We start from the raw sequence: 26,378 nt of genomic DNA on the forward strand, positions 1-26,378 counted from the left end.
TAGCTTTGCGGCCATGCAGCTGAAAGCCCTTTCTATCGTTGGTTTGCTTGTTTTGTTTTCTTTTGGATGTAACAATAATCCTCCTGCAGATGCTACTGTAAAACCGGCAAGTTCTACCGCTAACAAACAAGTTGATGAGCTGGAAAAACAAGTGGCAGCCAATCCGCAAGCAGACAGCCTGCGTGAAGGTTTGGTAGAACAGTTGGTGAAAAACAATCAATACGATAAAGCATTGGCTCAAGTAGAACAATTGCTGCAAAAGCAACCGGATAATCCTGCCTATCTCTTTATGAAAGCCGATGCGCTGGAACGCAAAGCTGATACCATCAATGCTATTACAACGTATCAACAGGCCATACAATCAGCAGGTGTTTTTAACGAAGCGGAGTTAAGACTTGCTTCGCTTTATGCTGAAACAGGCAATAAAACAGCCGTTATTTTGTGCGATGGTTTATTGAAAGATGCATCTGCAGCACAAATGCGCAGCGATGTACTTTTTGTAAAAGCCGCTTATTACAGCAAAGTAAAAGACATTGCAAAAGCATTGGCTGTTTACAACCAGCTCATCCGTGAAGATTATACCTACATGGAAGCTTATATCGAAAAAGGATTGCTGTTCTACGATCAGCAGAAATATGCTGAAGCCTGGAAAAGTTTTCAGCAAAGTACCAACGTAAGCAACAAATACGCCGATGGTTATTTCTGGATGGCGAAGGCTGAAGAAAAAATGAACAAGACAAAAGAAGCCATCGATAATTATAAACGATCACTCGCTCTCGATCAATCAATAACCGAAGCAAGAGAAGCGTTGAAGCGGTTGGGAGAAATCAAATGATGCCTGCTCTCTGTAGCTTCAGCGAAAGAGAGAGTGATGAGCAATGAATGATGAGTGATCAGTCTTGTAAATGGTGAATGGTCAATTGTGAATGAATACAACCAATCATCAACAACAAACAAAAAACTATAAACTTCAAACTATAAATTTTCTATGCCAATTGTTGCCCCTTCTTTATTAAGTGCTAATTACCTGAATCTTGAAGCCGATTGTAAAATGCTGAACGAGAGTGAAGCAGACTGGTATCATCTGGATGTAATGGATGGCCGCTTTGTACCTAACATTACCTTCGGACCAATGGTGATCGATTTTCTGCGCAAAGCATCGAACAAAGTATTTGATGTGCATTTGATGATTGAAGAACCGGAAAAATATACGGAAGCATTTAAAAAAGCCGGTGCTGATAATTTAACGGTGCATATTGAAGCTTGCACACACCTGCACCGCAATATTCAGCAGATCAAATCGCTTGGCATGAAGGCTGGTGTAGCTGTCAATCCGCACACACCTGTTTCGTTGCTGAAAGATATTATTGCTGATATTGATCTTGTTTGTTTGATGAGTGTGAACCCGGGTTTCGGCGGACAAAGTTTTATTCCGCAAACACTGGTAAAGATCCGTGAGCTGCGTAACATGATCGATGAAAAAGGATTGAACGTGGATATTGAAATTGATGGTGGTGTAACACTTGAAAATGCAAAAAGCATAGTTGATGCGGGTGCTACAGTATTAGTGGCTGGTAACACGGTATTCCGTGCGCCCAACCCAACGGAAATGATTTCATTGCTGAAGAAGATATAAGAAAGTCCGAAAGATAGAAACACTGATGACACTGATTTTAGCTGATGAAACGGATTAAATCTGTGCCTGTCCGTTTCATCAGCGTCATCAGCGACTCTATTTCTTTCAGCCCAAAAAATAACCTGCGTTTCTTTCCGTTTTAGCAGAAAGACTTAGTTTTATCCTTCATGAAGGCAACCAAAACCTGCATTTTTCTCCTGCTCCTCGTTCTAACCTCGGTTTCCTATGCCCAGAAAAAAACGGCAACGGTAACAGGTAAGGTATTGGATGAAAATGAAAACCCTCTCAGCAAAGTATCTGTTACTATTCTTGGCCGCTCCTCCGGTGTTACCAGTAATGACTCTGGTTACTTTTCGATAAAGGTTCCGGCAGAAAAAGCATTCGCTCTTATTTTCACTTACACTTCTTACCGTTCGGAACAACGTAATTTCTTTTTAAATGAAAACGAAAAAGAAAACATTGTACTGCGCCTAGAAAGAGGCTCTACCGAACTTCAGGAAATAACGGTGAAGGACGACCGCATCCGCACACAGGCATCGGGCTACCGCATCAATCCCAAAAATGCATTGCTGTTACCTTCAGCAACAGGTGGCGTGGAAGGTTTGATCAAGATATTCACCAATTCCAACAACGAACTTTCTTCTCAATATTCTGTACGTGGTGGCAACTACGATGAGAACCTTATTTATGTAAACGATTTTGAAGTTTATCGGCCTTATCTCGTTCGGCAGGGACAACAGGAAGGTTTGAGTTTTATCAATGCAGAAATGGTACGCAACTTAAATTTTTACAACGGTGGTTTCCAGGCTCGCTTTGGCGATAAGATGAGCAGTGTGCTCGATATTCAATACAAACAACCCAAGAAATTCGGCGGCTCGGCTTATGTTTCCTTGCTTGAACAGGGTTTGCATTTTGAAGGTGGCAGCAAAGATGAAAAAGTAAGTTTTGTGATTGGCGGAAGAAACCGAAGCAATCAAAACCTGTTGAGCAGTCAGCAAACAAAAGGCAACTACGTTCCTTCGAGTAATGATGTGCAAGGCTATATCACTTATCAGCCAAACAGTAAATGGCAGTTTGAAGCCATGATGAATTACTCCCGCACACAGTTTAAATTAACGCCGGAGTACAGCAGCCAAACGGCATCAGTCTTCTCTCCTTTTTTCACTGCTAATCTTGGTTTGGATATTTATTTTGCCGGTGGCGAACGTGATCGTTACAGCACAGCAATGGCCGGTATTGCCACAACTTATCAGCCTACAAAAAATTTAAAACTGAAATGGATGCTCAGTCATTTCAGCAATAATGAAGAAGAATCTTTCGATATACAAGGTGCTTATTTATTCGGCGAACGTGATTTCGACCGCAGCCGGGCAACATTCGGTTTAATTGTAAATCCGTTGGGTGCAGGCGTGTTTCAGAATTTTGCACGCAACCGTTTAAACATTGCAACGCAAAACGCAACACACAAAGGAAGTCTCTCAAAAGGAAAACATTTTTTCCAGTGGGGACACAGCCTCGAACGTCAAACCATTAACGATCAATTGAACGAATGGGAATTGACGGACAGCGCCGGTTATACGTTACCGTTCAATCCAAATCAACTGCAGTTAAGCAAAGTCATTAAATCGAAAGCAGATCTTACGTTCTTCCGTACAAATGGTTATGTGCAGGATAATTATATTCTCAACGATTCGATGAATATGATCCTGCAGGTTGGTGTGCGTTACAATTACAATACGCTCAACAACGAAGTGCTGGTGCAACCAAGAGTACAGTTTTCAATGCAGCCGTTAAATGGAAAAGACATTGTGTTTCGTGCAGCTGCAGGTGCTTATCATCAACCTCCGTTTTACCGTGAGCTGCGTCGTTACGATGGCAGTGTAAACGAAGCGGTGAAAGCGCAAAAGAGCTGGCAGGTAGTTGCAGGTATCGATTATAATTTTAAAGGCTGGGGCAATCGTCCGTTTAAATTACAGGCCGAAGCGTATTACAAACACATGTATGATATTGTGCCGTACGATGTAGATAATGTACGCATCCGTTATTTCGGCAGCAACAGTGCAAAAGCATATGCAACAGGTATTGAAGCCCGTTTGTTTGGCGAGCTGGTGAAAGATGCAGAAAGCTGGTTAAGCATTGGCTTGATGCGCACTCGTGAAAACTTAGACAATGATCAGTGGTATAATTACAAACTCGATTCGCTGAATAGACCCATCGACAGTACGTTGGTGCAAGGCGGCTGGATACGTCGACCAACAGACCGCTTTTTATCGGTTGGTTTGTTTTACCAGGATTATCTTTCTACCAATAAGAATTTTAAATTCTCGATGAGCGGATTGTATGGCACCAATCTTCCATACAATATTCCCAACAGTGTAAAGTATCGTAATGCGCTTACGATTGATCCGTATATCCGTGTTGATTTTGGTTTCAGTGCATTGTTGTTAGATGGTGAAAAAAGTAAACGCCGCAGCCGCAATCCTTTCCGTGAGTTCAATAATATCTGGGCCAGCTTAGAAGTCTTTAATGTGATCGATCGGCCCAACACGATTTCTTACCTGCTCATTAAAGATTTCAGCAACACCATTTTTTCTATTCCTAATCGCTTAACACCAAGGCTGGTGAATTTTAAGATTGTGGCGAGATGGTAGTTTAAAGTTTCTGGTTTATAGTTTGTAGTTGAACAGCAGAATGACATCCCCTCCCTGGAGGGTGGCAACATGTTACACAAAAGCCAATCTATAAGTGGTAGGTTAAAAAAAACATCCTTCACCGTACTCCAAATATTTTCTTAGCTTACAATCGTAAAACTGATCGTTATGCCATCCTCCAACGTACTCCTCGAATTTTTAAAGCACGAACAGGAACGTCCGCAAAGTATTTTCCTGCGACAGCCTTTCAATGGACAATGGAAAGAATGGACCCGGCAACAGGCAGGTGATGAATGCAGAAGAATGGCTGCTGCATTGCATACATTGAATTTACCCGCAGGCTCACATGTAGCCATCTTATCAAAAAACTGTGCACACTGGTTTATGGCCGATCTGGCAATTATGATGGCGGGTTGTGTGTCTATTCCCATTTATCCAACATTAACAGCTGCATCTATACAGCCTATTCTCGAACACAGCAATGCCAAAGCGATCTTTATTGGTAAGCTTGATGATTTTGCATCGCAGGAGGCCGGCATTCCATCGCATCTTACACGCATTGGGTTTGATGATTATAACCGCAACGAACAGCACAACTGGAATAACTTGATTGCATCATCATCGCCACTTGCAACATTGCATCAATGGCAACCCGATGATGTGTTTACGATCATTTATACATCGGGCACAACAGGTAAAGCAAAAGGCGTGATGCACACGTTTGGTCATGTAGATATTACTGCTACAACGGCTATTTCCGAATTGCAGTTAACCCCGCAACCTACGATGCTGTCTTATCTTCCGTTAAGCCATATTGCAGAACGGATCGGCATTGAATGTATTGGTATTTATCTCGGTGCTACGTATTCGTTTGTCGAATCGATCGACAGTTTTGCAAAAAACATTGGCGAAGTGCAGCCACATATTTTCTTTGCTGTGCCACGTTTGTGGGGTAAGTTCAGAGAAGGTGTGCTGAATAAACTGCCACAGAAAAAACTTGATCTTCTCTTATCCATTCCCATCATCAATAACATTATCAGGAAAAGCATTAAAAAGAAGCTCGGTCTTGCAAGAGCAGAATTTATTTTCAGCGGCTCTGCTCCTCTTTCTGTTGAAATGCAAAGCTGGTTTAATCGTCTTGATGTGAAAATATTACAGGCGTTGGGGATGACGGAAGATTGTCTGCTTGCACATTTTGAACGGCCAACTGCAAGACGTTTTGGTTCGGTTGGCAAACCGTTCAAAGGATTGCAGGTGAAAATTTCGGAAGAAGGCGAGTTGCGTTTAAAGAGCGCCGCCATCATGAACGGTTATTACAAAGAACCTGAATTAACAGCAGAAGTGTTTGATGAAGATGGTTATTTACGCACAGGCGATATTTGCGAATACGATCATGATGGATTTTTATTTGTAACAGGTCGTTTGAAAGATCAGTTTAAAACAGATAAAGGAAAATTTATTGCGCCAACGCCGATCGAACTAAAGCTCAGCGCCAATACCGATATTGAAATGACCTGCGTGGTGGGCATGGGTATTCCGCAGCCTATTGCATTGGTAACATTATCGGAGTTAGGTAAACAAAAAACAAAAGAACAGCTCATCGAAAGTTTATCTGCAACACTTGCAACTGTAAATACAACGCTTGAACATCACGAACAACTCGATAAAATTGTACTGATGAAAGAGAACTGGAGTATGGAAAATGGTTTGCTTACCCCTACGTTGAAAATAAAGCGCAACCAGGTAGAAAAAATTCATCAGCAGTTTTATCCCAAATGGTTTGAAGTAAAGGGAAAAGTGATTTGGGAATAAACATTGCTTCATCATGTTGAGGCACGAGACATCTCTAAAAATACAGGATGCTTATTTTATTTCGATTCGCCCAAACATATGAGATATCTCCTTCGTCGATATGACGATACTCCGCTTTTTAAACTGTTTGCGCTTCATCAACACCGTTAATCCGTCATGTTGAGGCACGAGACATCTCTAAAAATTAAACCTCTCGGTAATTTTTCAACCACAATGAAAATTGTTTCTTTGCAGCCATGCAGCTGCAAACACAAGTACAAACATTTCATTTCGGCAATTACAGATTCGATGCATTGATACCCGATGCAGTTGCATTGCAGCAATGGTACCAACAGCAACTGAAACAAGATGAACATGCTCCAGCTCCTTATTGGGCACAGGTGTGGGCTGCAGCTTATGCACTGTGTAATTTTATTGCAAACAGAAATGAACTCATCAACAATAAATCGGTTGTAGAATTAGCAGCCGGACTTGGCTTGCCTTCTTTTCTTGCAGCACAAACCGCAGCAACAGTTACTTGCAGTGATGTATCGGAAGATGCTGTGAAGTTGATGCAACAATCCATTGCACACAATCAACTGCATAACTGTAAGGCAATGGTCATCGATTGGAACCAGTTGCCTGCTGATCTTACTGCCGATGTGATCTTACTCAGCGATATTAATTACGAGCCACAGGTGTTTGAAACCCTGTATAAAGTGATCGTTTCGTTTTTAGAAAAAGGAACAACTATTATTCTATCTACGCCGCAACGCTTAATGGCAAAACCGTTTATTGAAAAGCTACAACCTTTCATCGTTGAAAATTTTTCGGAGACGATCACAGCTATTGAGCCGGAGGTTGATTGTTCGGTTTTTTTGTTGAGCAAAACTGCTTAGGCGTAGAGAAAGAAGAACGCAAAGAAATTCGCAGAGCGAAATCGGACCTCACAGGTTGAGCCCGCTTCTATTCTTACCAAAATAATTGACTGATAGCACTATTTAACTCAAGCTGTCAGGTCAAACCAAAAACCTTGGTGTTCCTTTGAGCCTTAGTGGTTAACGTCTTACTTATTCAGCAATTTCTCCAACCGTTTCAGATCAGTTATTTCTGCAGGCGACAGAATTTCGTTGTTCTCGTATTTGGCTTTTAAGAAAAGTACTTGCTTGTGCTGCGGGTATTTTGCAAGAATGGCATTGATGATAACTCCTGTTGCTTCATCTTTTACAAACATGGGTGTTGCTGTACTGGCGGCACTGCGTTCTTTTGTTGGCTTGCGTAAAATAATGGCTTCAAGTGTAGCCAGTTTATGCGCAGGAATTTCCGGAACTTTCAATGCTTTTGACCTCAATCCTTCCAGTTGCTTTTTACTTAATCCGCCACGCTCTGCATATTGAAAAGCGAGGCTTTGTACAAATGTTGAATCTGGTCTTGCCTGCAACATCAGGTCAAGCACATCTTTCACCACATCAACATCTACCTTCTTGCGTTGCATATGCTTACTTTTCGTTTTTCACCTGTTCAATTAAATCACGTATAACAACCGATGCCGTTGTTGCACCAAACACCGCAGGCAAATAAGAAATGGTGCCATAAGCCGATTTCTTGTAATTCTTCCCATCTGTCAACATCAAACTTTCTTTGATGGGTTGCTCTGGTGAAAACACCACTTTAATTCCACGACGAATACCATGCCCTTTCAAATTCTTACGTATCTGTTGTGCAAACGGACAGTTATAGGTTTTGGAAATATCCACTACACGTAGTTGTGTAGGATCAAGCTTTGCACCGGCGCCCATGCTGCTCACCAATGGCAGTTTACTTTCGTGTGCCAGGCGAATGAATGTGATCTTCGGCGTAATGCTATCAATTGCGTCAATAATATAATCCGGTTTGTACGACAGTTGCTGTAACACCATTTCAGGATTGACAAACTCTTTCACCACGTTCAACTCCAGCTCGGGATTAATGGCCTGCAAACGTTCGGCCATGATCAATGCTTTCGACACACCATGATTGGTGGCCAATGCCGGTAACTGACGGTTACGGTTTGTTGGGTCTACCACATCACCATCAATGATGGTCATTTTACCAACACCGCTACGGGCAATAAACTCTGCTGCAAACGAACCAACACCACCCATACCAACGATCATCACATGTTTTTTTGTGAGTGCACGAACCGTGTCTTCGCCTATTAATAAACTGGTGCGTGAAAGCCAGGAAATATCATTCATCATCTTTCTGTTATTGCTGCGCCAAAAACCCTGGTCGCATTTTTCAAAAGCTGCAAACTAAGCGAATCTTTATCAATTTGAAAAGCCTCAGCTGCAAGCGTATAAATTTCTTCAATGGAAGCTGTGCTGTTATCGGTTTCCAACAACAGCTGTTCAATGGGCAATGCTGCTAATACCGTACGCAGGTTTTCCTTCATCAATCCATGACCAAACGACAAGTAATAACCCTGCGCCATTAACTGCAAAGCCAGTTCTTTGCTTTTGGTGAAACCATGAAAAAGAACCGGCACTTTTACATTGTGTTGTTTCAACAAGCTCATTGCTTCTGCATGTGCACGAACGCAATGAACGATCAATGGTTTTTGCGATTCATTGGCCAATTGAATATGTGCTGCAAAAACAGTTTGCTGTAATGCAAAATCGGTTGCACATACTTTGTCTAACCCTGCTTCACCAATTGCCAGCACATTTTGCAAACGGCTTTTTTCTTTCACTGTTTCAAACTGCTGTTGCCAGGCGTCTTCTGTAATAAACCAGGGATGCAGACCAACGGAATAAAAACTATCGGAATCTATCACATCAAAATCTTTGTACAGGTTACCAATGCTGATGATTCCTTCAACCGGTTGTGTATGATGTGTATGAACGTTGATGTACAAATAAAAAAGTTGAAACGTTAAAACAAACTCAGTTGATTTTGATCGGGCTGTTGTTTCTTCTTTTTCAGCATTGTGCTGCGTACCGCTGTTGTTATCCCATCAATAGAAAACAATTCCGACTCTTCGTAACGGGAAGCAACAATCACTTTCGTTGTCCCTGCATGGGGCTGAAACAATGCATCTACTGTTTGGGGTGTATTGTTGTTTTTTGAAAGATGCGATAAAATAAGAAACTGTAATTGCTGTGTACGATAGCTGAGAAACACATCCAGCGCCTGTTCATTCGACAAATGACCTTCATCGCTGCTGACGCGGCGTTTGAGATGATAAGGATAATCGCCATTAGCCAGCATTGTTTCGCAATAATTACTTTCTAAAAACACAGCATGGCTTTGCTGAAAATAACGGATCACATTTTTACATGCATGACCAATATCTGTAATCACCGAAACATTTACACCTTGGCAGCTGATCATAAAGCTAAACGGATCGGCAGCGTCATGCGATTTTGAAAAACATTTCACCTGCAGTTCATCAATCATCACCACTTCATCTTTACGGAAATGTTTCAGCAGTTGTACATCAACAGAAAGGTTGGTATTGTTCCATGTTTTTTCTGAAACATAAACCGGCAACTGATGTTTCTTACTCAAAACTTCCAGGCCGTTAATATGATCGCTGTGTTCATGCGAAATAAAAATTGCTTTCACCTGCTTGATGTCAAGCCCCAAACGTTGCATGCGTTTTTCTGTTTCCCTGCAACTTAAACCGGCATCAAACAACAATGCAGTAACACCATTACTTACGTAATAGCAATTGGCATTACTACCGGAATTTAAAGAGGTAAAATAAACAGGCATCGGGTAAAATTAAGTAAAGCAAAACAGCCGCCGTTGTATTTTTATAATACGGCTTTTTTTGTTTGCCAACTCTTAACGTTTCCACAAGCTGTTAATAAGTACCTTTATGAAAATTGGTTTCTATAAAGTAATATTGAAACAGATGGAAGGGTTAGAAGTATCACACCCAGAATGATACTATTTGTGAACATGGTCAGGTGCTGAAGTCTTACTGCGAAGGCGCAACGCAGTACACAAATTCCGGTACCGGCCGCTAAACTGAAAAGCTTTGACAGAAACGATCATCAACCTCGAAACCGTTAACCCGATTGAATTTTTTGGCGTTAACAATGGTAAGCTCGACATCCTCAAGAAAAAATTTCCACTCTTAAAAATTTTATCACGTGGCACACAGATCAAGTTAAGTGGCAGCCCCGAACAGGTTGACCAGGCAAAGGAAAAGATTGATCTGCTGATTGCTTATTTAGAACGAAACGGACAACTCAGCGAAAATTATTTTGAACAGATCCTCGGCGGCGACGACCAGGAAACTGTTGATGCATTTGTAGAACGTAACCCCAGTGAAGTACTGGTGTTTGGTCCGAACGGACGTACCGTCCGTGCACGCACACAAAACCAGAAAAAAATGGTGCAGGCTGCCGACAAGAACGATATTGTTTTTGCCATTGGCCCTGCCGGTACCGGTAAAACCTATACAGCTGTTGCATTAGCTGTTCGGGCATTAAAGAACAAACTGGTAAAGAAAATCATTCTTACACGCCCTGCTGTTGAAGCCGGTGAAAGTTTAGGTTTCTTACCGGGTGATCTTAAGGAAAAGATCGATCCGTATCTGCGTCCTTTATATGATGCATTGGACGATATGATCCCTGCCGATAAACTCGGTTACTATATGAGCACACGTGTAATTGAAATTGCACCGCTGGCTTATATGCGTGGCCGTACGTTGGATAATGCGTTCATTATTTTGGATGAAGCACAGAATACAACCGATCTGCAGCTGAAAATGTTCCTCACCCGTATTGGCGCCAATGCAAAGGCCATCATTACAGGCGATCTTTCGCAGGTGGATTTGCCAAAGAACCAACGCAGCGGTTTGGAAAAAGGTATCCGTATTTTAAAGAACATCGATGGAATAAGTCATATTGAACTGGATGAAGAAGATGTGGTTCGTCACCGTTTGGTGAAAGCCATCATCCGTGCTTACGACAAAGATCATAAAGAGCAGCCGGAGCAGCCGAATATGTACCATCGCCGTTAAACAGAGTACTTACACCGCAGCATACAAGAGCTATGAAGCTTATTTGTTAGAACTGATCATTTTAACAACCCTGAATAAGCAGAATAGTTCAACCGCACATCCCGTTTCAGCAATGAGACGGGATTTTTTTGATAGATCCACAGATGACACGGATATAAAAGATTTTCGCAGATTGACACAAAACTGTTCGCTCGTTATACCAGAGTCATTGATGATTCTATCTCTTGTTAAAACTGTTCAGCAAATCATTCCCTTTTGTACATTTGGGCATGATGAAAAAGCTCTCCCTTATCCTTGTTGTGGCGATTGGTTTATACGCCTGCAAACAAAAACGTGAACGTCCAACGGATGAAGTGGATACTGCACGTCAATTTATCCGCAGCTCTTTAAATGGCGATTACGAATGGGCACGTGAGCTCATGATAAAAGACAGTTTAAACCTGTACGAACTTGGAGTTATCGAAAAAAAGTACAATGAAGAAATGAGCAAAAAGGATAAAGAAGGGTATAAAAACTCAACCATAGTTATCCATTCAGTTGAAAACGTAAGCGATACAGTAGCAATTGTGAATTATTCCAACACATATAAAAACAAACCGATGCCGTTAAAAGTGATCAAACGTGATGGCATCTGGCAGGTTGATTTAAACTATACATTTACAGGAAACCTGTAAAAAGAAAGCCTATAGCCGACAGTTTGTAGTTGTTAGCACTTCCATACTAATAACTATCGGCTAACAACTAACTACTACCACAATGCTCAAAAACATTTTACTTGTTGGCTTAGGCGGCGCTGCAGGCAGTATGCTGCGGTATGCTTTTTCTGTTTGGTTTAAACATGCATCGTTTCCGCTTGCAACCTTTCTTGTAAATATCATTGGCAGTTTTGTTATTGGTGCTGTGTTTGCCTATGCCTTACGCAGCGAGCAATTTGCTAATAACTGGCGGCTGTTTTTAGCAGCTGGTATTTGCGGCGGCTTTACCACCTTCTCTGCTTTTTCGTTAGAAAGCCTGGCCATGTTGCAACAGCAACGCATCGGCATGTTTGTGTTATATGTCGGCGGAAGTATCTTGCTGGGATTAACTGCTACCTGGCTGGGATATAGTTTGGTAAAATAATTTCTCCCCTCTATTATTCTTTTTAATGTTATGATGTTCAGTCACCCGTTGGGTGAACAGACATCGGCAACCCTGCTTTCAACTATAAACAACCTTGTTTTTTGGTTTTTTTTCAGGTACTTCGCACACTGTAATTCAGAAAATATGTCTACACCCGGAAAAAAAGATGCGTTAGGAAAGGGAATCCGTTCCCTGTTGAAAAGTATTGACGATGACCTTAAAACCACAGCCGGTCAGCTGAAACCTGTTATTGCCGAAGCGGCAACAGGTATTCTGCGTATTCCGGTAGCTAATATTGAGATCAACCCCAAACAGCCCCGCCGTGATTTTGACGAGCAGGCGCTGAAGGAATTGAGCGAAAGCATTAAAATGCACGACATCATTCAGCCCGTTACCGTTTCAAAACTTCCTTCGGGCAAATACCGCCTTATTTCGGGTGAACGCCGCTGGCGTGCATCTAAGCTTGCTGGTTTGGTAGATATTCCGGCTTACATCCGCCAGGCAAACGACCAGGAATTACTGGAGTTGGCCCTGCTCGAAAACCTGCAACGTGAAAACCTGAATGCAGTGGAAATAGCCCTCAGCTACAAACGATTGATGGAAGAACTGGATTACACGCAGGAACAAGTGGCCGAACGCATGGGCAAAGACCGCACCACCGTTACCAACTACATCCGCTTACTTAAACTTCCACCCGATATTCAGCAAGCTGTGCGTACAGGCACACTCAGCATGGGGCATGCTCGTGCGTTGATCAATGTTGATACGGTTGATAAGCAACTGTACGTTTACCAGCACATCAAACAAAAAGAATTATCGGTACGCCAAACCGAAGCACTGGTGCGCCAGCTGTACAAATCTGCACCTGTTAATAAAGCTGCAAAAAGTACACTTCCCCCCGCTTTTCAGCGTATTCAGGATAATTTAGCATCACAATTCGGCACCAAGGTTAAGCTTAGCCACAGCAAACAAGGCAACGGCAGTATTTTTATTGAATACTATTCGCTTGAACAGTTTAACCAGATTTTGAAAGTGCTTGGTACCGATGTTGAATAACACATGAGGCAGATCGTTTTATTTATACTTCTTTTCATTGGCATAACTACAGTGTCGTATGCACAGGACAGTACCTCTGCAGTAAAACCTGCAGGTGCTGATACTGCTGTTGCAAAAAAAGATTCAGCAGCAAAACCAAAGCCCGAACATTCGCCACGCAAAGCAAGCATCCGTTCGGCAATGATTCCGGGTTGGGGACAAGCGTACAATAAAAAGTATTGGAAGATCCCGATCGTTTATGGCGCATTAGGTACTGCTGCCGGTTTCTTTGTTTATAACCGTAAGGAATATGCAGATGCACGTGATGCGTACCGCAACATGATGGATGGCGATGATACCAACAACAATCTCATCAAACCAAAATTTCAACCGGTAGATCCGGAAGCCGTACGGCAGTATCGTATTGCAGTAAGACAGTATGTAGATTATTCTGTTCTTGCATTTGTTATTCTTTGGGGCTTAAATGTTGTTGATGCAACAGTTGATGGGCATCTGAAAGCATTTGAAGTAAACGACAATCTTTCGCTGCACATCAACCCTTCGTATTCGCCGCAAACCAAACAGGCAAACCTCGGATTGGTATTAAAGCTGGGCAAATAAAACCTCACAGCCGTTAACCTGTTTATCGTTTACTTTGCACAACAGAATTTTTCGTTTTATTATCTTATACCAACTTACATGAACATTGCATTGATCGGCTACGGAAAAATGGGTAAAGCCATTCATGAAATTGCGAAAGAACGTGGCCACGAAGCTGTATTGATTATTGATGCTGACAATCTCAGTGATCTTACTCCCGAAAATATCCGCAAGGCAGATGTGGCGATTGAATTTACAAGTCCGCATACCGCATATAACAATGTAAAGTTCTGTTTAGAAAACAAAGTGCCTGTTGTATGTGGTTCAACAGGCTGGCTCGATAAGCTTGATGAAATGAAAGCACTGGCTACCGAAAAACAAACCGGCTTGATTGTAGCCAGCAACTTCAGCGTTGGTGTAAATATCTTTTTCGAAGTAAACAAACGCCTTGCCCAGTTAATGAACGGGCAAAGCAATTACGAAGTAACACTCAAGGAAATTCATCATACAGCAAAAAAAGATGCACCGAGCGGCACAGCTATTTCGCTTGCAGAACAGGTACTGGAAGAACTGGGCCGTAAAGACAAATGGGTAAACGAAGAATCGGCACAGCCGGGCGATCTGTCCATCATCAGCGAACGCATTGATCCGGCTCCCGGCACACACTTTGTAAAATACAGTTCGGCTATTGATGATATTGAGATCATCCACACCGCACATAACCGCACCGGGTTTGCATTAGGCGCAGTACTTGCAGCAGAATTTCTTAAAAACAAAGTTGGATTTTTTGGAATGAAAGAAGTGCTTAACTTGTAAGCACCATATGTTTTCGCCCAAAAACACACTTCTTCTTTTCTTTCTCTTAACAGCAGCTGTTGTATACGCACAGGATACAACAGTAGACAGTTTGCGTGCAGGTATTTTACGAACATCTGATGATGATGTAAAACTTCGCTCTTACATTTTACTAACCGGCAAACTTAGCCTTGTAAGTTTTAATGAAACTATTAAGACAGGTGAAGAAGCGTTGGTATATGCATACAAGCTAAACGATTCGCTTGCTGCTGCAGAGATTAATCATTACATGGGTGTTGCCAATTATTTTAAGGGTGATTATGAAAAAGCAGCGAGTCACTATTTTTTTGCCGAACGTATTTACGACCGTGTTAATCAAAAGCAGCGGCTGGGTTATGTGTTAAACGACCTGGCTAAGCTTTACCGTAAAACAAGAGATCTTAAGCGGGCTTCCTTTTTTTACGATCGGGCTCATGATATCTTTCGCCAGCTCAACGATTCAAGCGGAATGCAGATGATTATGAACGAAAGTGGCGTGGTATTCGAATACCAGGGCAACTATGCCGAAGCTATTCGCCGTTACAACAATGCCTTACAAATAGCCACCCGGTTAAAAGATGAAGGAGGTAAAGCATGGAGTTATAATTTTCTGGCCGGCGTATATGTACTTCAAAGCAAGTTTAATATAGCAGAAGACTATCATTTGCGTGCTTTGGGTATACGTGAAAAACTAAAAGATACGTTTGCGCTTGCTATGAGTTATATTGATATGGGTGTAATGTACAGCACCTGGGGTAAGTACGAACGTGCGGTTTATTATCTTGATATCTGCAGTGGTTTTGCAGAACGAATGCATTACAAAGAACTGCTCTCAAATGTATATGCCGAACAAAGCCGTATTGCGAACGTTACAGGCGATTATAAAAAAGCGCTTGATTATTACACCTGGCACACACAGTTAAAAGATTCACTTTTCAATGCACAAAAAAACAGGCAGGTAGAAGAATTAAGCACTTTGTACGAAACAAATAAAAAAGAGCAGCAGATAGAGGTACAACAACTCACCATCAAAAAAAGAAATCAACAGATTTTTCTTATCCTGCTGTTTGCAGCACTTGCAACAGTTGTTACCTACCTGTTTTATAATCGTTACAGATGGAAACAACAGGTTAAACTGCAGCAGGAAATTTTAAAACAACAGGAGCTGGCTACAAGCCTTGTACTGGAAGCCGAAGAAAAAGAACGCAGCCGTATTGCGAAAGATCTGCACGATGGTGTGGGGCAAATGATGAGCGCTGCACGCATGAATCTTTCATCCTTCTACAACGATCTCTCGTTGCCCGATACCGAACAAAACAAATCGTTGAAGAACATTATTCAACTGGTAGATGAAAGTTGTAAAGAAGTAAGAGCTGTATCGCACAGCATGACGCCTGCTGCACTTTTAAGTAAAGGTTTGCCACAAACACTTGAGGAAATTGCAAGCCGCATCAGCACCAACGATTTCGCTCTGCATTTTTACAGCGAAGGTTTTAACGATAGGCCCGATTCAAATACAGAGACCATTCTTTTCCGGGTAATACAGGAATGCATCAACAATGCCATTAAACATGCACAGGCTACAACGCTTGACATCTCGTTAATAAAAGATCACGACGGCATTAGTGTAACAATAGAAGATAATGGCAAAGGCTTTACTTACAACCCGGCCAAGGCAACAGAAGGCATCGGTTTAAACAATATTCACAGCCGTATACAATTCCTTAAAGGAAGTATTGATATAGACTCTGCTCCGGGAAGAGGAACGTTAATTGCAATACACATACCAACAGAAGCAGCCGCATGAAACGATTCTGTATATACATAACAATCCTGTTGCTGTTTTTTTGTTTCAGTAAACCTGTTACGGCACAGATAGCGGTAACTGATAGTTTACGCAAACTCATCAATACCGAAAAAGATCTTGACCGTAAAATGGATCTGCTGCTGTTGCTGTCGAATGAATTCCGGTTGCAGAATCCTGATTCATCAGCAAAAGTTGCAACCGAACTTGTACGCCTTGCAAACAAGCAACACAAAGAAGGCATGATGTTAAAAGCTGAGGTAAACATGTTTTATTATTACATGAAAAGCAGCAAACCCGATTCGGCCTTGTTGCTTTCGGCAAAAAACATTCGCCTGCTTGATAAGATGAAAGGAATGGATTCGCTGCAATCGCAATACTATTCTGCAACAGGCTTGTTACTGATGCGTTTAAACAGGCAGAAAGATGCCATGGAATATTTTTACCGTGCTTTAAAAAAAGCTGAGCAGCGGAGTGATAAGCTTACCATGGTTAAAGCATCGCACAACATTGGCTGGGCTTATATGGAACTCGAACAATACAAAGAAGCCATTCAATACTTTCGCAACTCCATACGCATTGCAGAAGAAAACAAACTGCCTGTTCGTTTTGCAGTAACCTATAGCAACATTGCCTCCTGTTACGGCGCCATTCATCAATACGATTCGTTGTACGTATTTGTAAAACAAGCTATCCATATTGCCAAAGAGCAAAACAATATTGAAGCCGAAGCAAACGGATGGAACATACTTGGCACCGCATATACTGCCGAAAAAAAATACAACCTGGCACTCGATTGCTTTTTAAAAGCAAAACCGCTTCGTCAAAAATCAGGTGATGTTTTTTACATCGTATCCGATCTTGCTGTTCTGTCGGAATTATATGCACTCATGAACAAGAGCCAGGAAGGTTTGCGTACCGGTGAAGAAGCGTTGCACATGGCGCAAAAACACAATTTGCAGGCGAAGCTGCCAATGGTGTACAAAGCACTTGCACTAAACCACGAAAAAGCAGGCAACTATGCCGCAGCAAGTGATCTGTATAAAAAAATAAATATTCTGCAAGACAGTGCCTATACCCGTGCTTCGGAAGAAGCACTGGCAGAAATGAAAACAAAGTATGAAACAGAGAAACAAAAAAAAATCATACAGGAACAACAGTTCAACCTTGTAAAAAAGAATTACTTCATCATTGGCATTTCTGCTACGTTGCTGGCTGTATTGCTGGTGAGTTGGTTGTTGTACAACCGCAACCAGTTAAAACAAAAAGCAAAGCTGCAGAAAGCAGTTTTCGAACAACAGCAGCTTGCAGCTACAGCGGTAATGAAAGCCGAAGAAAACGAGCGGCAACGTATTGCCAAAGATCTGCACGATGGTGTGGGGCAAATGATGAGTGCAGCCAAAATGAATCTTTCTGCATTTGAAAGCGATCTGCAGTTTAACGACCCTGAACAAAAGCTTTCGTTCGATCGCATTATTAGTCTTGTTGATGAAAGTTGTAAAGAAGTACGTTTGGTTAGCCACCAGATGATGCCGAATATTTTATTAAAATCGGGGCTTGCAAATGCTGTTGCCGATTTTCTCGACAAGATTGATCAGCGGAAATTAAAAGTATCGCTGCATACCGAAGGATTGAATGAACGTTTAGACGAGAATACCGAAATTGTATTGTACCGTGTGCTGCAGGAATGTGTAAACAACGTTATCAAACATTCGCAGGCGTCGCAGCTTGATATTGCACTGTTTAAAGATAAAGATGGCATTAGTGTAAGTATTGAAGATAACGGCACCGGCTTTAATCCGAAAGAGCTGGGCGAAGACGCAGGCATTGGACTAAAGAATATGAAAGCACGGATCGATTACCTCAACGGCACCATCGATTTTGATTCATCGCCCGGCAGGGGAACGTTGGTAGCAATACACATACCGGTTACAGGCTAATACTTGTTTTTGAAAAATGTAATATCTTCGGCTTAGCCCCACTGATATGTCGACCACAAAAATAAAACTTGTCATCGTAGACGATCATCAAATCGTAATAGATGGTTTGCGATCGCTCCTCAAAGGATACGATCAGTACGAGATCGTACTAGAATCAACTCATCCATCAACCATTGTTAATGCATTACAACATCTGGATGTTGATATTTTATTAACCGATGTAATGATGCCCGAAATGAACGGGCTTGACCTTGCAAAACAGGTTCGTCAACATTATCCTTCTGTTAAGATCATTGCATTGTCAATGAACGGCGAAGGGAGTTTGGTTAATCAGATGATCGAAGAAAGCGACATTAGCGGCTACCTGCTCAAAAACATTGGTCAAACAGAATTTATTACTGCACTCAACAAAATTGCTGCAGGTGGTATTTATTTCAGCGAAGAAGTGCTGCAGGAAATGCTGAAAGCAAGCGAGCGTAAAAAAGAAGATGCAGAAGTAAACCTTACCGTTCGTGAAATTGAGATCATTGGTCTTATTGAAAAGGAATACAGCAATAAAAAAATTGCGGAAGAATTATTCCTGAGCGAACGTACTGTTGAAACACACAGAAAAAATATCTTCCGCAAAACCAAAACCAATTCGGTTATCGGGTTAATTAAATATGCCTATGAGCATAAACTCATTCACTAACGGATAGCAATACCCAATTTCGCTACTACACTGTTCGATCCGCCACTGGTATTTTTTGTTTGCCAGCCATCGTAATGCACACTTGCATGAAAAATATTGAAGCTGAAGCCTGCACCGATATCGTAAGCAAACCGGCTTTCTCTTGCATCAATTGTCTGATCTTTCAGCAATGCAATACCTGCATTACCCGTTAAAAAGAAATTGTTGGTTGGATAAATACGTAACCCGGCTTTTAACGGAATAGAAGTGATCTTTCCATAATACGTTCCATCAAAACTATTCGGATCGGGACTATACGATTGAAAACCGAGAGTACCTGTAACATACACATTCTGTGCTACGCCAAAACCAGCAAGCCCTTCAATACCTGTTACGCCTTTATAGTCGGTTCGGAAATCGCCGGTTGGAATACCAATAATAACGTTACCGCCAAAAATAGGTTTGCCTTTTTGTGCAACCGCAGAACCGGTAAAAGCAACGATGGCAACAACAACGGAGAGGAAAATTTTCTTGTTCATACAATATGTTTAGGCTAACCATTTCCAATACTGTACCAACAACCATAAAGACAGCCGCTCTTTTATTTTTTTTAACAAGATAAACTAATGGCTTCCTGTTGTAACTACTTTCAATTCAGGGCCAATCCCAATTTAAGCTGTATAGCACCTGATGCACCGGTTGTGTTCTTACGTTGCCATGCATCGTAATGCAAACTCACCTGGCCTAAAATAAAATGAAAGCCCAAGCCTGCATCGTACATAAACCTGCTGCTGCGGTTAGTGTTTACTTCATCCTTTAAAAAACCAACACCTGCATTGCCCGAAAGAAAGAAAAAATTACCCGGATAAATACGTACTCCCGCTTTTACCGGTATAACCGAAATCTTTCCATACACATTACCCGACTGCGGTTTGTACGATAAATACCCTACCGTTCCGATAGCATATACATGCTTGCTGCCAAAACCCAGCGAAGCATCTACTCCTGTACCAATCTTATAGCCATTCTTAAACTCGTCTTGCGGATAAGCGATGATAAGGTTGCCGCCTATAAACGAATTGACCTTGCTTTTTTGTGCTGCCGATTTTTGAGCAAACCCGAAACTGCAGAAACAACAGAACAGAAACATGATTTTAAGCATATGCTTTTTTTGCGATAAATGTAGCACCTTTGTTTGCGGAGCAAATACCCGCTACCACTTACTTTAAAAGCACACAACCGATGCTGTCAAAAAAAACGCAATACGCTTTTCAGGCACTGGGCTATATGGCACAGCAAAAAAACAATGAGCCTATCCTCATTGCCGAAATTGCCAAGAAGAAAAAAATACCCCTGAAGTTTTTGGAAAACATTCTGCTGGTAATGCGTAAAGATGGTATCCTCGAAAGCAAAAAAGGAAAAGGTGGTGGTTATTATTTTAAAGTAAAACCTTCGCAGATAACGCTTGCACGTGTTATCCGTTTGCTCGACGGACCGATTGCCCCCCTCTCCTGCGTTAGTCTGCATTTTTACGAACGCTGCAAAAACTGCGATGAAAAACATTGTGGCCTGCACGATATGATGATCAAAGTAAGGGATGCGAATTTGAAAATTCTCGAAAGCAAAACCGTAGCCGATATTACCTGATGCGAAAAACAGTAGCCATAACCGTTAGAGGTAAGGTGCAGGGTGTGTGGTTTCGCAAGTACACACAGGATAAAGCAATGGAACTGCAGTTAACCGGCTGGGTACGCAATTCCGACGAAGGCGATGTTGCTGTTGTTGCCACAGGCACTGAAGACCAGTTAGCCGATTTTATTGAATGGTGCTGGATGGGTTCGCCGAAGAGCACGGTTACTGCCGTTATAACAAGCGATGTGGAGTTGCAGGAGTTTGACAGGTTTGAGGTGGTGAGGTGAGGAAATTGTAAGGCGACATGACTATCATTGATAACCAAAGGTTTTGCAAATTTGGTTTTATAGGGAGTGGCGCATAATTTAGTGTTGGTTGTAAGTTCATTTGTACTCTCTAATAATTTGAAATGATTGCACGACTATTTATCCTTGTGGCCTTTTTGTTCGCTGGACATATTTCAGAGGGACAAACGATAGTCCCGACAAAAAAGCAATTGTTGAAATTGTTTAAATCAAGCATCAGACAAGACTTAAAATCAAAAATTACTACAAATTCAAACCCATGGGTTATTTGTAATGACGACAGTTCATATTACAAAGCCGACACTATTCGTTTATTTCCAAATTCAAACGATTATCCCGATTGTAAATGTTCATGCTATATCGACTGGACATTTTACAAAAAGGATGCGTTTATTTTAACAAGAGAATACATAAATGAGCCTAGAAGAATTAGTGTGACTAAATCCGGTGATTGGTATGTAGTAAAATTGTCGCTTGATGGTGAGAGTTTAATCTTAGAAACATTTAACCAAAATATTCTTATCGACCGATTTAAAGTAGTAGATATTAATCACAGTATTGTTCTAAAAAGACAGAAATAAATTCCTCCCTTGGGCGCAAGCGTCTCGCTTGTGCCGCATCTTCATCACTAAATTTTAATTGTAAAATTCTACGCACAAGCGAGACGCTTGCGCTATCTTAAGTGAAACTCTTGAAATGAATTTTGAGCAAATAGCAGAACTGGTAAATGAATTCAAGACAAACTATCAAAAAACAAAACAATAGACTTCACTCTCTGGCGCAGATCTCTGATCTGTTGCCTACCGCTTATTAAAACAATACCTGTAATCGTACCCGCTGCCATCCATAAACGCAAATAATCGCTGACCGGAATCACGAAAATCAAAACGGTCGAAATACCAATCGATGACACGGTTGCTGGAAAAATCGTAGAGCTTTACCCATAATACATTTCTTGTTTGCGATTGCCAGTTACCATCGCTGTCGGTATAGCCATTATCGAAGCTGCGCATTTCCCAGCTGCCCTGCATGGTACCGTTGGCGTCGGTGTAACGGGCGGTGCGGTCTTCAAAAAAAGTAAAGGTTCCCTGCTGGTATACGGATGAAACGTTTTCGTTACTGAATGGTCTTCGTTTCTGAATTTCGGTTAACTGCCAGCTTCCTTCTATACGGTTTTCGGGCAACCATTTTTTACAGGAGCTGAGGGTAAGAAGGGAAACAACAATAAATGAGATTGAGTAGAGTTTTACTTGCATAGATGAAGGTTTCTTTTTCTGCAACAAATACAATACCTGTATACGTTAGCAAAACTCTAAATTTATCAATCAAAAAAATGGAGCCACCTGTTTATTACAGGCGGCTCCATTCGTATTACGTTCTTTGGTTTCTTTCAATTAAAACGAATAACGCAAACCAAGTTGCACCTGGAACGGATTACCGTTTAAGTTAGAAACACCGGCAGCTGTATTTACGTTGTAGTTAAATATCTGTTCTGCTGCATTGAAGTTGCGGATAGAATATAAATTCTGTTTGCCAAGATTATGCCCTACACCCCATTTTTTATTGAGCATGTTTGCAAAGTTGAAAATATCTGCAGAAGCTTCAAGACGATGTGTTTTGTATAAGCGGAACGATTTTGCAAGACGCACATCAAACACACCATAAAAACCATTTACACCACCGTTTCTTGTTGCAATTTTACCAAGGTCTCTTTTAATATAATCTTTAATGCTCTGTTCTGCATTTGGATTATTGAGGATAGCCTGTATACCTGTGCGTAAATAATCGGGAGTAGAAGTATTTGAAGGATCGTACACAAACGGCAGGTCATTTGAAGAAACAAAATCGCCATTCATGTTTCCGCTAACAGCCAGTGTGTAACGTGTACCACCAATACCACTGTAACGCACACCTAAACTGATGCCCCAGATACTTGGCGCTGTTGCATAAAACACAAACTTGTAACGGAACTGATTATCGGAATAAGCCATGCCGCTCAAATCTCTCGGATCATCTTTTACCATTAATGCTAAAGTTGCAGTGTTGGCTACGTTACCGTTGTAAGAAGTATTGTCTTTTGTATCGTTCCATGTGTACGACATATTGATCTGACCATCTTTGAAATAACGATACGTTGCATCGGCCACCACTGTATATGAATTTACTTTACCTGTACTCACCAATTCAAGTACACGACCTACAGCAGTTGTTTTACGGCTGTTAACCCAGTTAGATGTTCCGTTTGATGTTCTGATTGTTGAAGCCGGTACATACACACCACGGTTTTGTTCGGATGCAATTGTGAAGTAAGGTTTATCAACCATGTTACGATCGATATACATGTAGTTGTTACGGGCCCATGTACCGTATGCACTAACACCCACTCTTAAACGTGATGTAAAAAAGTGATTGAATGAAAAGTTTGCTTTGTAAACTGTAGGCACTTTAATATCCGGACTGTTGGTATTGATGGTAACAAGCTTTTCGATCTGCGGATTGTTAAACAGATCTTTACCCGGAGCTGATGCAGGATTTGCTCTGTAGCCAGGGAAGTTGGGAACAGGAATCAACGCAGTATTTGTAATATCAACACCTGCAATATGCGAACCATCAAACAAAATATTGTTGATCATAGAGTACGGATTCAGATTCGAGCCGAAAATACCGGCACCGAATTTTAAAATGTTCTTGCCCTGCTTCGCAATATCCCACGTAAACTGCACACGTGGCTGAATCTGGAATGTATTGATACCATTATCTGTTTTTATTCCAAGACTATCGTACACCACTTTGTTGAAGTTTGCCTTCTTAATGTACTTTGTATTATCGGCTCTAACACCTGCAATCATATCAAACCCTTCAAACAGTGTTGTTTCAACCTGGCCATATACACCTGTAGCAATATTGTCGGTGCTCGTACTTTCTTCATCCGTCATGTACACATCTCTTGCATAACGGTAAGGTGTAAGGTTTTCGAAATTACTCATACCGGTAAAGTAGAAACGTCCGTTCATTTCACTGCCGTAACGGAAAGCCATATTGGTGAACATAATGTCTGCACCTAATGTAAACTTGTAACGCCTGGTGTTGTAATACACATTGTTTACCAGTTGCAGCACATTGCCTTTAAACCATTCAGGAGTATAACGTTGTCCACCCAATTGTATTGAGTTGTAGTATTTGTTTGTGCCATCGATCGATTCAACATTTTCTACAATTGCACGGGGAATGCTTTGTGCAGGTAATTCGCTGTTTGGAATCACCTGGCTGCTTTCATAAAAATGCTGCAGCTTTAATTCGTTTGTTACAGCTTTACCAACTACAGTTCTTAACGAAGCCATGAAGCTGTTGTTCAGATTTCGTCTGTCGGCATATACTTCGTACATATTAATACCTGAGTTATCTCCATCGGCCTGGTTATCCATATCGTAAATAAAATTGTTACGGATGGTTAACAGGTTTGCACGGTTTAACTGCCAGTCGATACGTGCAAATGCAGCATCGGTTTGTTTTTTCTTTCCGAAAGCACCAAACTGCGGGTTAGAGGATGTACCATATTTATCATGCGCAACCTGGCTGAATTTATCGAGTGTTGCCTGTGTTACTTTATAACGTACAATATCAGCAGGTGTTTGGATGTCGGCAATGTATAATGGGCGTGAATCGGCCTGGTGATCCCATGCAACAAAGAAATGTGCTTTGTCTTTAATGATAGGGCCGCCTAATGAAAAGCCATACTGATACGTAGAAAACTCCTGGTTGCGTCTTGATCCGTTTAAGTTGTAGTTGCTCGACAGCCAGTTTGTTCTTCCGAATGTAAATGCACTGCCCGAAAGTGTATTGGTTCCCGATTTTGTTACAGTTGTAATGCTGCCACCACCACTGCGTCCGTTGGTAACATCGTATTCGTTTGTTACTACTTTAAACTCACGTATCACCTCCATTGAAATAGAATAAGCACCACCACTGTTACCACCTGCAATTGTACTGCGTGCCGTCATACCATCAATTGTATAGTTGGTAGATGATGCTAACTGACCGGCCAATGTGCTGCCATTGCTTACCGGAGAAAGATCAATGAGCGATGTAAAGTTGCGGCCGTTTACAGGCAGCTTAGTTAACTCTTTTGATGTTACGGCTGTTGATGCTCCCAATGTTTTAATAGAGCGCTTTAATGTGTTGGCGACTACCTGTACTTCCTGCAATTGATTTACGGTAGGCATCAACAAGAAGTTGATCTGTAACTGATCTGCAAGATTCAATGTGTAATCTACCTGCTTCTGCTCGCCATAACCTACTGCTGAAGCAAATACAGAGTAAGGTCCGCCAAGCGGTAACTCGTTAAAAACGTATTCGCCGTTTGTGTTGGTAACTGCCATTGCAGAAAACCCTGTCGACTCGTTTTTTACTTTTACTGTAGCGCCGGGGATACCTTTTTGTTGTTCATCTTTAATAGTACCCGCAATAATTGTTTTTGTTCCTTGTGCGTAGCTTTTTTCTGCAGTTGCTGCAAATAAAAGCAACAACAGAAGCGCACAGAAATTTCTCATAACGAAATGCATGATTCGTAGTTTTGATGTTCAGAATTATTTTGCTGATTCCTTAAGAAGTATTTAGTAGCAGCTGAAGGATTACCTATGCATCCTTAGCGCCCGCAAACCTATCCTGTGTACATTAAGCCAATCTTACCTGTACATTAACTAAGTGTTATGAGAAAACAGAAGGACTGTTTTTTACATACATAAAACAAAATTGTGGATAGTATATTACTAAAATGCAGGCGATGCTTATCTTACTCTGTAAATTGTTTCAGCAGATAAAGCATTTTATTAATGGCAACTTTTAAAGCAGTAATTGATAAGATCGGGATCAATCCTTTTGTATTTGTTCCTGAAAAAATTCTTGCAGCTGTTTTGCAAAAAGCAGGAAAAGAAAAAGGACCCATACCAATTAAGGGAACGATCAACAAAACAGCTTATACACAAAAATTGGTGAAGTATGCCGGGCATTGGCGCCTGTACATCAACACCATCATGCTGAAAGATTCGCCTAAACGCATCGGTGAAACAATCACTATCAGCGTTGAATATGATCCTGCCGACAGAAAATTAACAATGCATCCATCTCTTGGCAAAGCATTGGCAAAGAATAAAACGGCAAATGAAAATTTCAAACAACTACCAGCTTCCCGTCAGCAGGAGATCATTCGTTACATCAGTAATTTAAAAACAGAAGAGAGCGTTGAACGGAATGTTACAAAGGCTATCAACTTCTTGCGTGGTAATGGAAGTTTTGTGGGTAGACAAACGCTTTGAATAAAAAATCCCTCTGCAATTGCTGAGGGATT

General features: G+C 41.4%; 26 protein-coding genes. 18 read left to right on the forward strand and 8 right to left on the reverse strand.

Features of this window, described 5'->3' with window-relative positions:
- The first annotated feature begins 13 nt into the window (after positions 1–13).
- The 5 genes from ESA94_RS07010 (at position 14) to ESA94_RS07030 (ending at position 6,977) form a co-directional block, all read left to right on the forward strand.
- Positions 14–835, forward strand: coding sequence for a tetratricopeptide repeat protein (locus ESA94_RS07010; protein ID WP_129130111.1), 822 nt, complete (start codon positions 14–16; stop codon positions 833–835).
- Positions 836–988: 153 nt separating this feature from the next.
- Positions 989–1,636 carry a ribulose-phosphate 3-epimerase gene (gene rpe, locus ESA94_RS07015; protein ID WP_129130112.1) on the forward strand — a complete coding sequence of 216 codons (648 nt, stop codon included), beginning with the start codon at positions 989–991 and terminating at the stop codon, positions 1,634–1,636.
- Between the two features lie 167 nt (positions 1,637–1,803).
- Complete coding sequence (locus ESA94_RS07020; protein WP_129130113.1) at positions 1,804–4,287, forward strand: TonB-dependent receptor; 2,484 nt, start codon at positions 1,804–1,806, stop codon at positions 4,285–4,287.
- A gap of 168 nt (positions 4,288–4,455) precedes the next feature.
- Positions 4,456–6,099: an AMP-binding protein gene (locus ESA94_RS07025; RefSeq protein WP_129130114.1), complete on the forward strand. Its 1,644-nt coding sequence runs from the start codon at positions 4,456–4,458 to the stop codon at positions 6,097–6,099.
- Between the two features lie 236 nt (positions 6,100–6,335).
- Positions 6,336–6,977 (forward strand): class I SAM-dependent methyltransferase, encoded by a 642-nt coding sequence (locus tag ESA94_RS07030; protein WP_129130115.1) that lies wholly within the window; start codon positions 6,336–6,338, stop codon positions 6,975–6,977.
- A gap of 167 nt (positions 6,978–7,144) precedes the next feature.
- Here ESA94_RS07030 and ESA94_RS07035 read toward each other — a convergent pair whose 3' ends face one another.
- Genes ESA94_RS07035 through ESA94_RS07050 form a run of 4 tightly spaced genes read right to left on the reverse strand, consistent with a single transcriptional unit; the run spans position 7,145 to position 9,834 of the window.
- Positions 7,145–7,573, reverse strand: coding sequence for a hypothetical protein (locus ESA94_RS07035; RefSeq protein ID WP_129130116.1), 429 nt, complete (start codon positions 7,571–7,573; stop codon positions 7,145–7,147).
- Between the two features lie 4 nt (positions 7,574–7,577).
- Complete coding sequence (locus ESA94_RS07040; protein WP_205755921.1) at positions 7,578–8,318, reverse strand: tRNA threonylcarbamoyladenosine dehydratase; 741 nt, start codon at positions 8,316–8,318, stop codon at positions 7,578–7,580.
- Positions 8,315–8,974 (reverse strand): TatD family hydrolase, encoded by a 660-nt coding sequence (locus ESA94_RS07045; protein WP_129130117.1) that lies wholly within the window; start codon positions 8,972–8,974, stop codon positions 8,315–8,317. Before ESA94_RS07045 ends, ESA94_RS07040 begins: the two co-directional genes overlap by 4 nt.
- 17 nt (positions 8,975–8,991) lie before the next feature.
- Positions 8,992–9,834: an MBL fold metallo-hydrolase gene (locus ESA94_RS07050; RefSeq protein WP_129130118.1), complete on the reverse strand. Its 843-nt coding sequence runs from the start codon at positions 9,832–9,834 to the stop codon at positions 8,992–8,994.
- Positions 9,835–10,102: 268 nt separating this feature from the next.
- Here ESA94_RS07050 and ESA94_RS07055 point away from each other — a divergent pair, with 268 nt between their 5' ends.
- From ESA94_RS07055 to ESA94_RS07095, 9 genes are all read left to right on the forward strand, one after another.
- Positions 10,103–11,092: a PhoH family protein gene (locus ESA94_RS07055; protein WP_129130119.1), complete on the forward strand. Its 990-nt coding sequence runs from the start codon at positions 10,103–10,105 to the stop codon at positions 11,090–11,092.
- A gap of 269 nt (positions 11,093–11,361) precedes the next feature.
- On the forward strand, positions 11,362–11,766 hold the full coding sequence (locus tag ESA94_RS07060) for a hypothetical protein (protein WP_129130120.1): 405 nt from the start codon (positions 11,362–11,364) through the stop codon (positions 11,764–11,766).
- 82 nt (positions 11,767–11,848) lie between these two features.
- Positions 11,849–12,211 (forward strand): fluoride efflux transporter CrcB, encoded by a 363-nt coding sequence (crcB, locus tag ESA94_RS07065; protein ID WP_129130121.1) that lies wholly within the window; start codon positions 11,849–11,851, stop codon positions 12,209–12,211.
- Between the two features lie 144 nt (positions 12,212–12,355).
- The gene (locus ESA94_RS07070; protein WP_129130122.1) at positions 12,356–13,267 is read left to right on the forward strand and encodes a ParB/RepB/Spo0J family partition protein; all 912 of its coding nucleotides are present in this window, start codon (positions 12,356–12,358) and stop codon (positions 13,265–13,267) included.
- A gap of 3 nt (positions 13,268–13,270) precedes the next feature.
- A complete protein-coding gene (locus ESA94_RS07075) occupies positions 13,271–13,867 on the forward strand; it encodes a DUF5683 domain-containing protein (protein ID WP_129130123.1) in 597 nt (198 codons plus the stop codon).
- A gap of 78 nt (positions 13,868–13,945) precedes the next feature.
- Positions 13,946–14,662, forward strand: a complete 717-nt coding sequence (gene dapB, locus ESA94_RS07080; protein ID WP_129130124.1) for a 4-hydroxy-tetrahydrodipicolinate reductase — start codon at positions 13,946–13,948, stop codon at positions 14,660–14,662.
- Positions 14,663–14,669: 7 nt separating this feature from the next.
- Positions 14,670–16,487 (forward strand): tetratricopeptide repeat-containing sensor histidine kinase, encoded by a 1,818-nt coding sequence (locus ESA94_RS07085; RefSeq protein ID WP_129130125.1) that lies wholly within the window; start codon positions 14,670–14,672, stop codon positions 16,485–16,487.
- Positions 16,484–18,424: a tetratricopeptide repeat-containing sensor histidine kinase gene (locus ESA94_RS07090; RefSeq protein ID WP_129130126.1), complete on the forward strand. Its 1,941-nt coding sequence runs from the start codon at positions 16,484–16,486 to the stop codon at positions 18,422–18,424. The genes ESA94_RS07085 and ESA94_RS07090 overlap by 4 nt, the downstream gene beginning before the upstream one ends.
- A gap of 46 nt (positions 18,425–18,470) precedes the next feature.
- Positions 18,471–19,115, forward strand: coding sequence for a response regulator (locus tag ESA94_RS07095; protein WP_129130127.1), 645 nt, complete (start codon positions 18,471–18,473; stop codon positions 19,113–19,115).
- On the opposite strand, the gene ESA94_RS07100 is transcribed toward ESA94_RS07095, so the two are convergent.
- Both ESA94_RS07100 and ESA94_RS07105 read right to left on the reverse strand, forming a co-directional pair.
- Positions 19,112–19,633 (reverse strand): hypothetical protein, encoded by a 522-nt coding sequence (locus ESA94_RS07100; protein WP_129130128.1) that lies wholly within the window; start codon positions 19,631–19,633, stop codon positions 19,112–19,114. The genes ESA94_RS07095 and ESA94_RS07100 overlap by 4 nt on opposite strands.
- Before the next feature lie 110 nt (positions 19,634–19,743).
- Positions 19,744–20,256 (reverse strand): outer membrane beta-barrel protein, encoded by a 513-nt coding sequence (locus ESA94_RS07105; protein WP_129130129.1) that lies wholly within the window; start codon positions 20,254–20,256, stop codon positions 19,744–19,746.
- 80 nt (positions 20,257–20,336) lie between these two features.
- Here ESA94_RS07105 and ESA94_RS07110 point away from each other — a divergent pair, with 80 nt between their 5' ends.
- The 3 genes from ESA94_RS07110 (at position 20,337) to ESA94_RS07120 (ending at position 21,612) form a co-directional block, all read left to right on the forward strand.
- Positions 20,337–20,741: an RrF2 family transcriptional regulator gene (locus ESA94_RS07110; protein ID WP_129130130.1), complete on the forward strand. Its 405-nt coding sequence runs from the start codon at positions 20,337–20,339 to the stop codon at positions 20,739–20,741.
- Positions 20,741–21,013: an acylphosphatase gene (locus ESA94_RS07115; protein WP_129130131.1), complete on the forward strand. Its 273-nt coding sequence runs from the start codon at positions 20,741–20,743 to the stop codon at positions 21,011–21,013. Before ESA94_RS07110 ends, ESA94_RS07115 begins: the two co-directional genes overlap by 1 nt.
- A 122-nt stretch (positions 21,014–21,135) precedes the next feature.
- Positions 21,136–21,612 carry a hypothetical protein gene (locus ESA94_RS07120; RefSeq protein WP_129130132.1) on the forward strand — a complete coding sequence of 159 codons (477 nt, stop codon included), beginning with the start codon at positions 21,136–21,138 and terminating at the stop codon, positions 21,610–21,612.
- A gap of 219 nt (positions 21,613–21,831) precedes the next feature.
- Here the strand turns inward: ESA94_RS07120 and ESA94_RS07125 are convergent, their stop codons facing one another.
- On the reverse strand, positions 21,832–22,287 hold the full coding sequence (locus ESA94_RS07125) for a hypothetical protein (protein ID WP_129130133.1): 456 nt from the start codon (positions 22,285–22,287) through the stop codon (positions 21,832–21,834).
- A gap of 138 nt (positions 22,288–22,425) precedes the next feature.
- Entirely contained in the window at positions 22,426–25,581 is a 3,156-nt protein-coding gene (locus tag ESA94_RS07130) for a TonB-dependent receptor (RefSeq protein ID WP_205755922.1), read from the reverse strand.
- A gap of 282 nt (positions 25,582–25,863) precedes the next feature.
- Between ESA94_RS07130 and ESA94_RS07135 the strand changes: the two genes are divergently transcribed.
- Positions 25,864–26,346, forward strand: coding sequence for a YdeI/OmpD-associated family protein (locus ESA94_RS07135; RefSeq protein WP_129130135.1), 483 nt, complete (start codon positions 25,864–25,866; stop codon positions 26,344–26,346).
- The last annotated feature ends 32 nt before the right edge of the window (positions 26,347–26,378 follow it).

It is taken from the genome of Lacibacter luteus, from assembly GCF_004118265.1.
In the GTDB taxonomy this organism is placed as follows: domain Bacteria; phylum Bacteroidota; class Bacteroidia; order Chitinophagales; family Chitinophagaceae; genus Lacibacter; species Lacibacter luteus.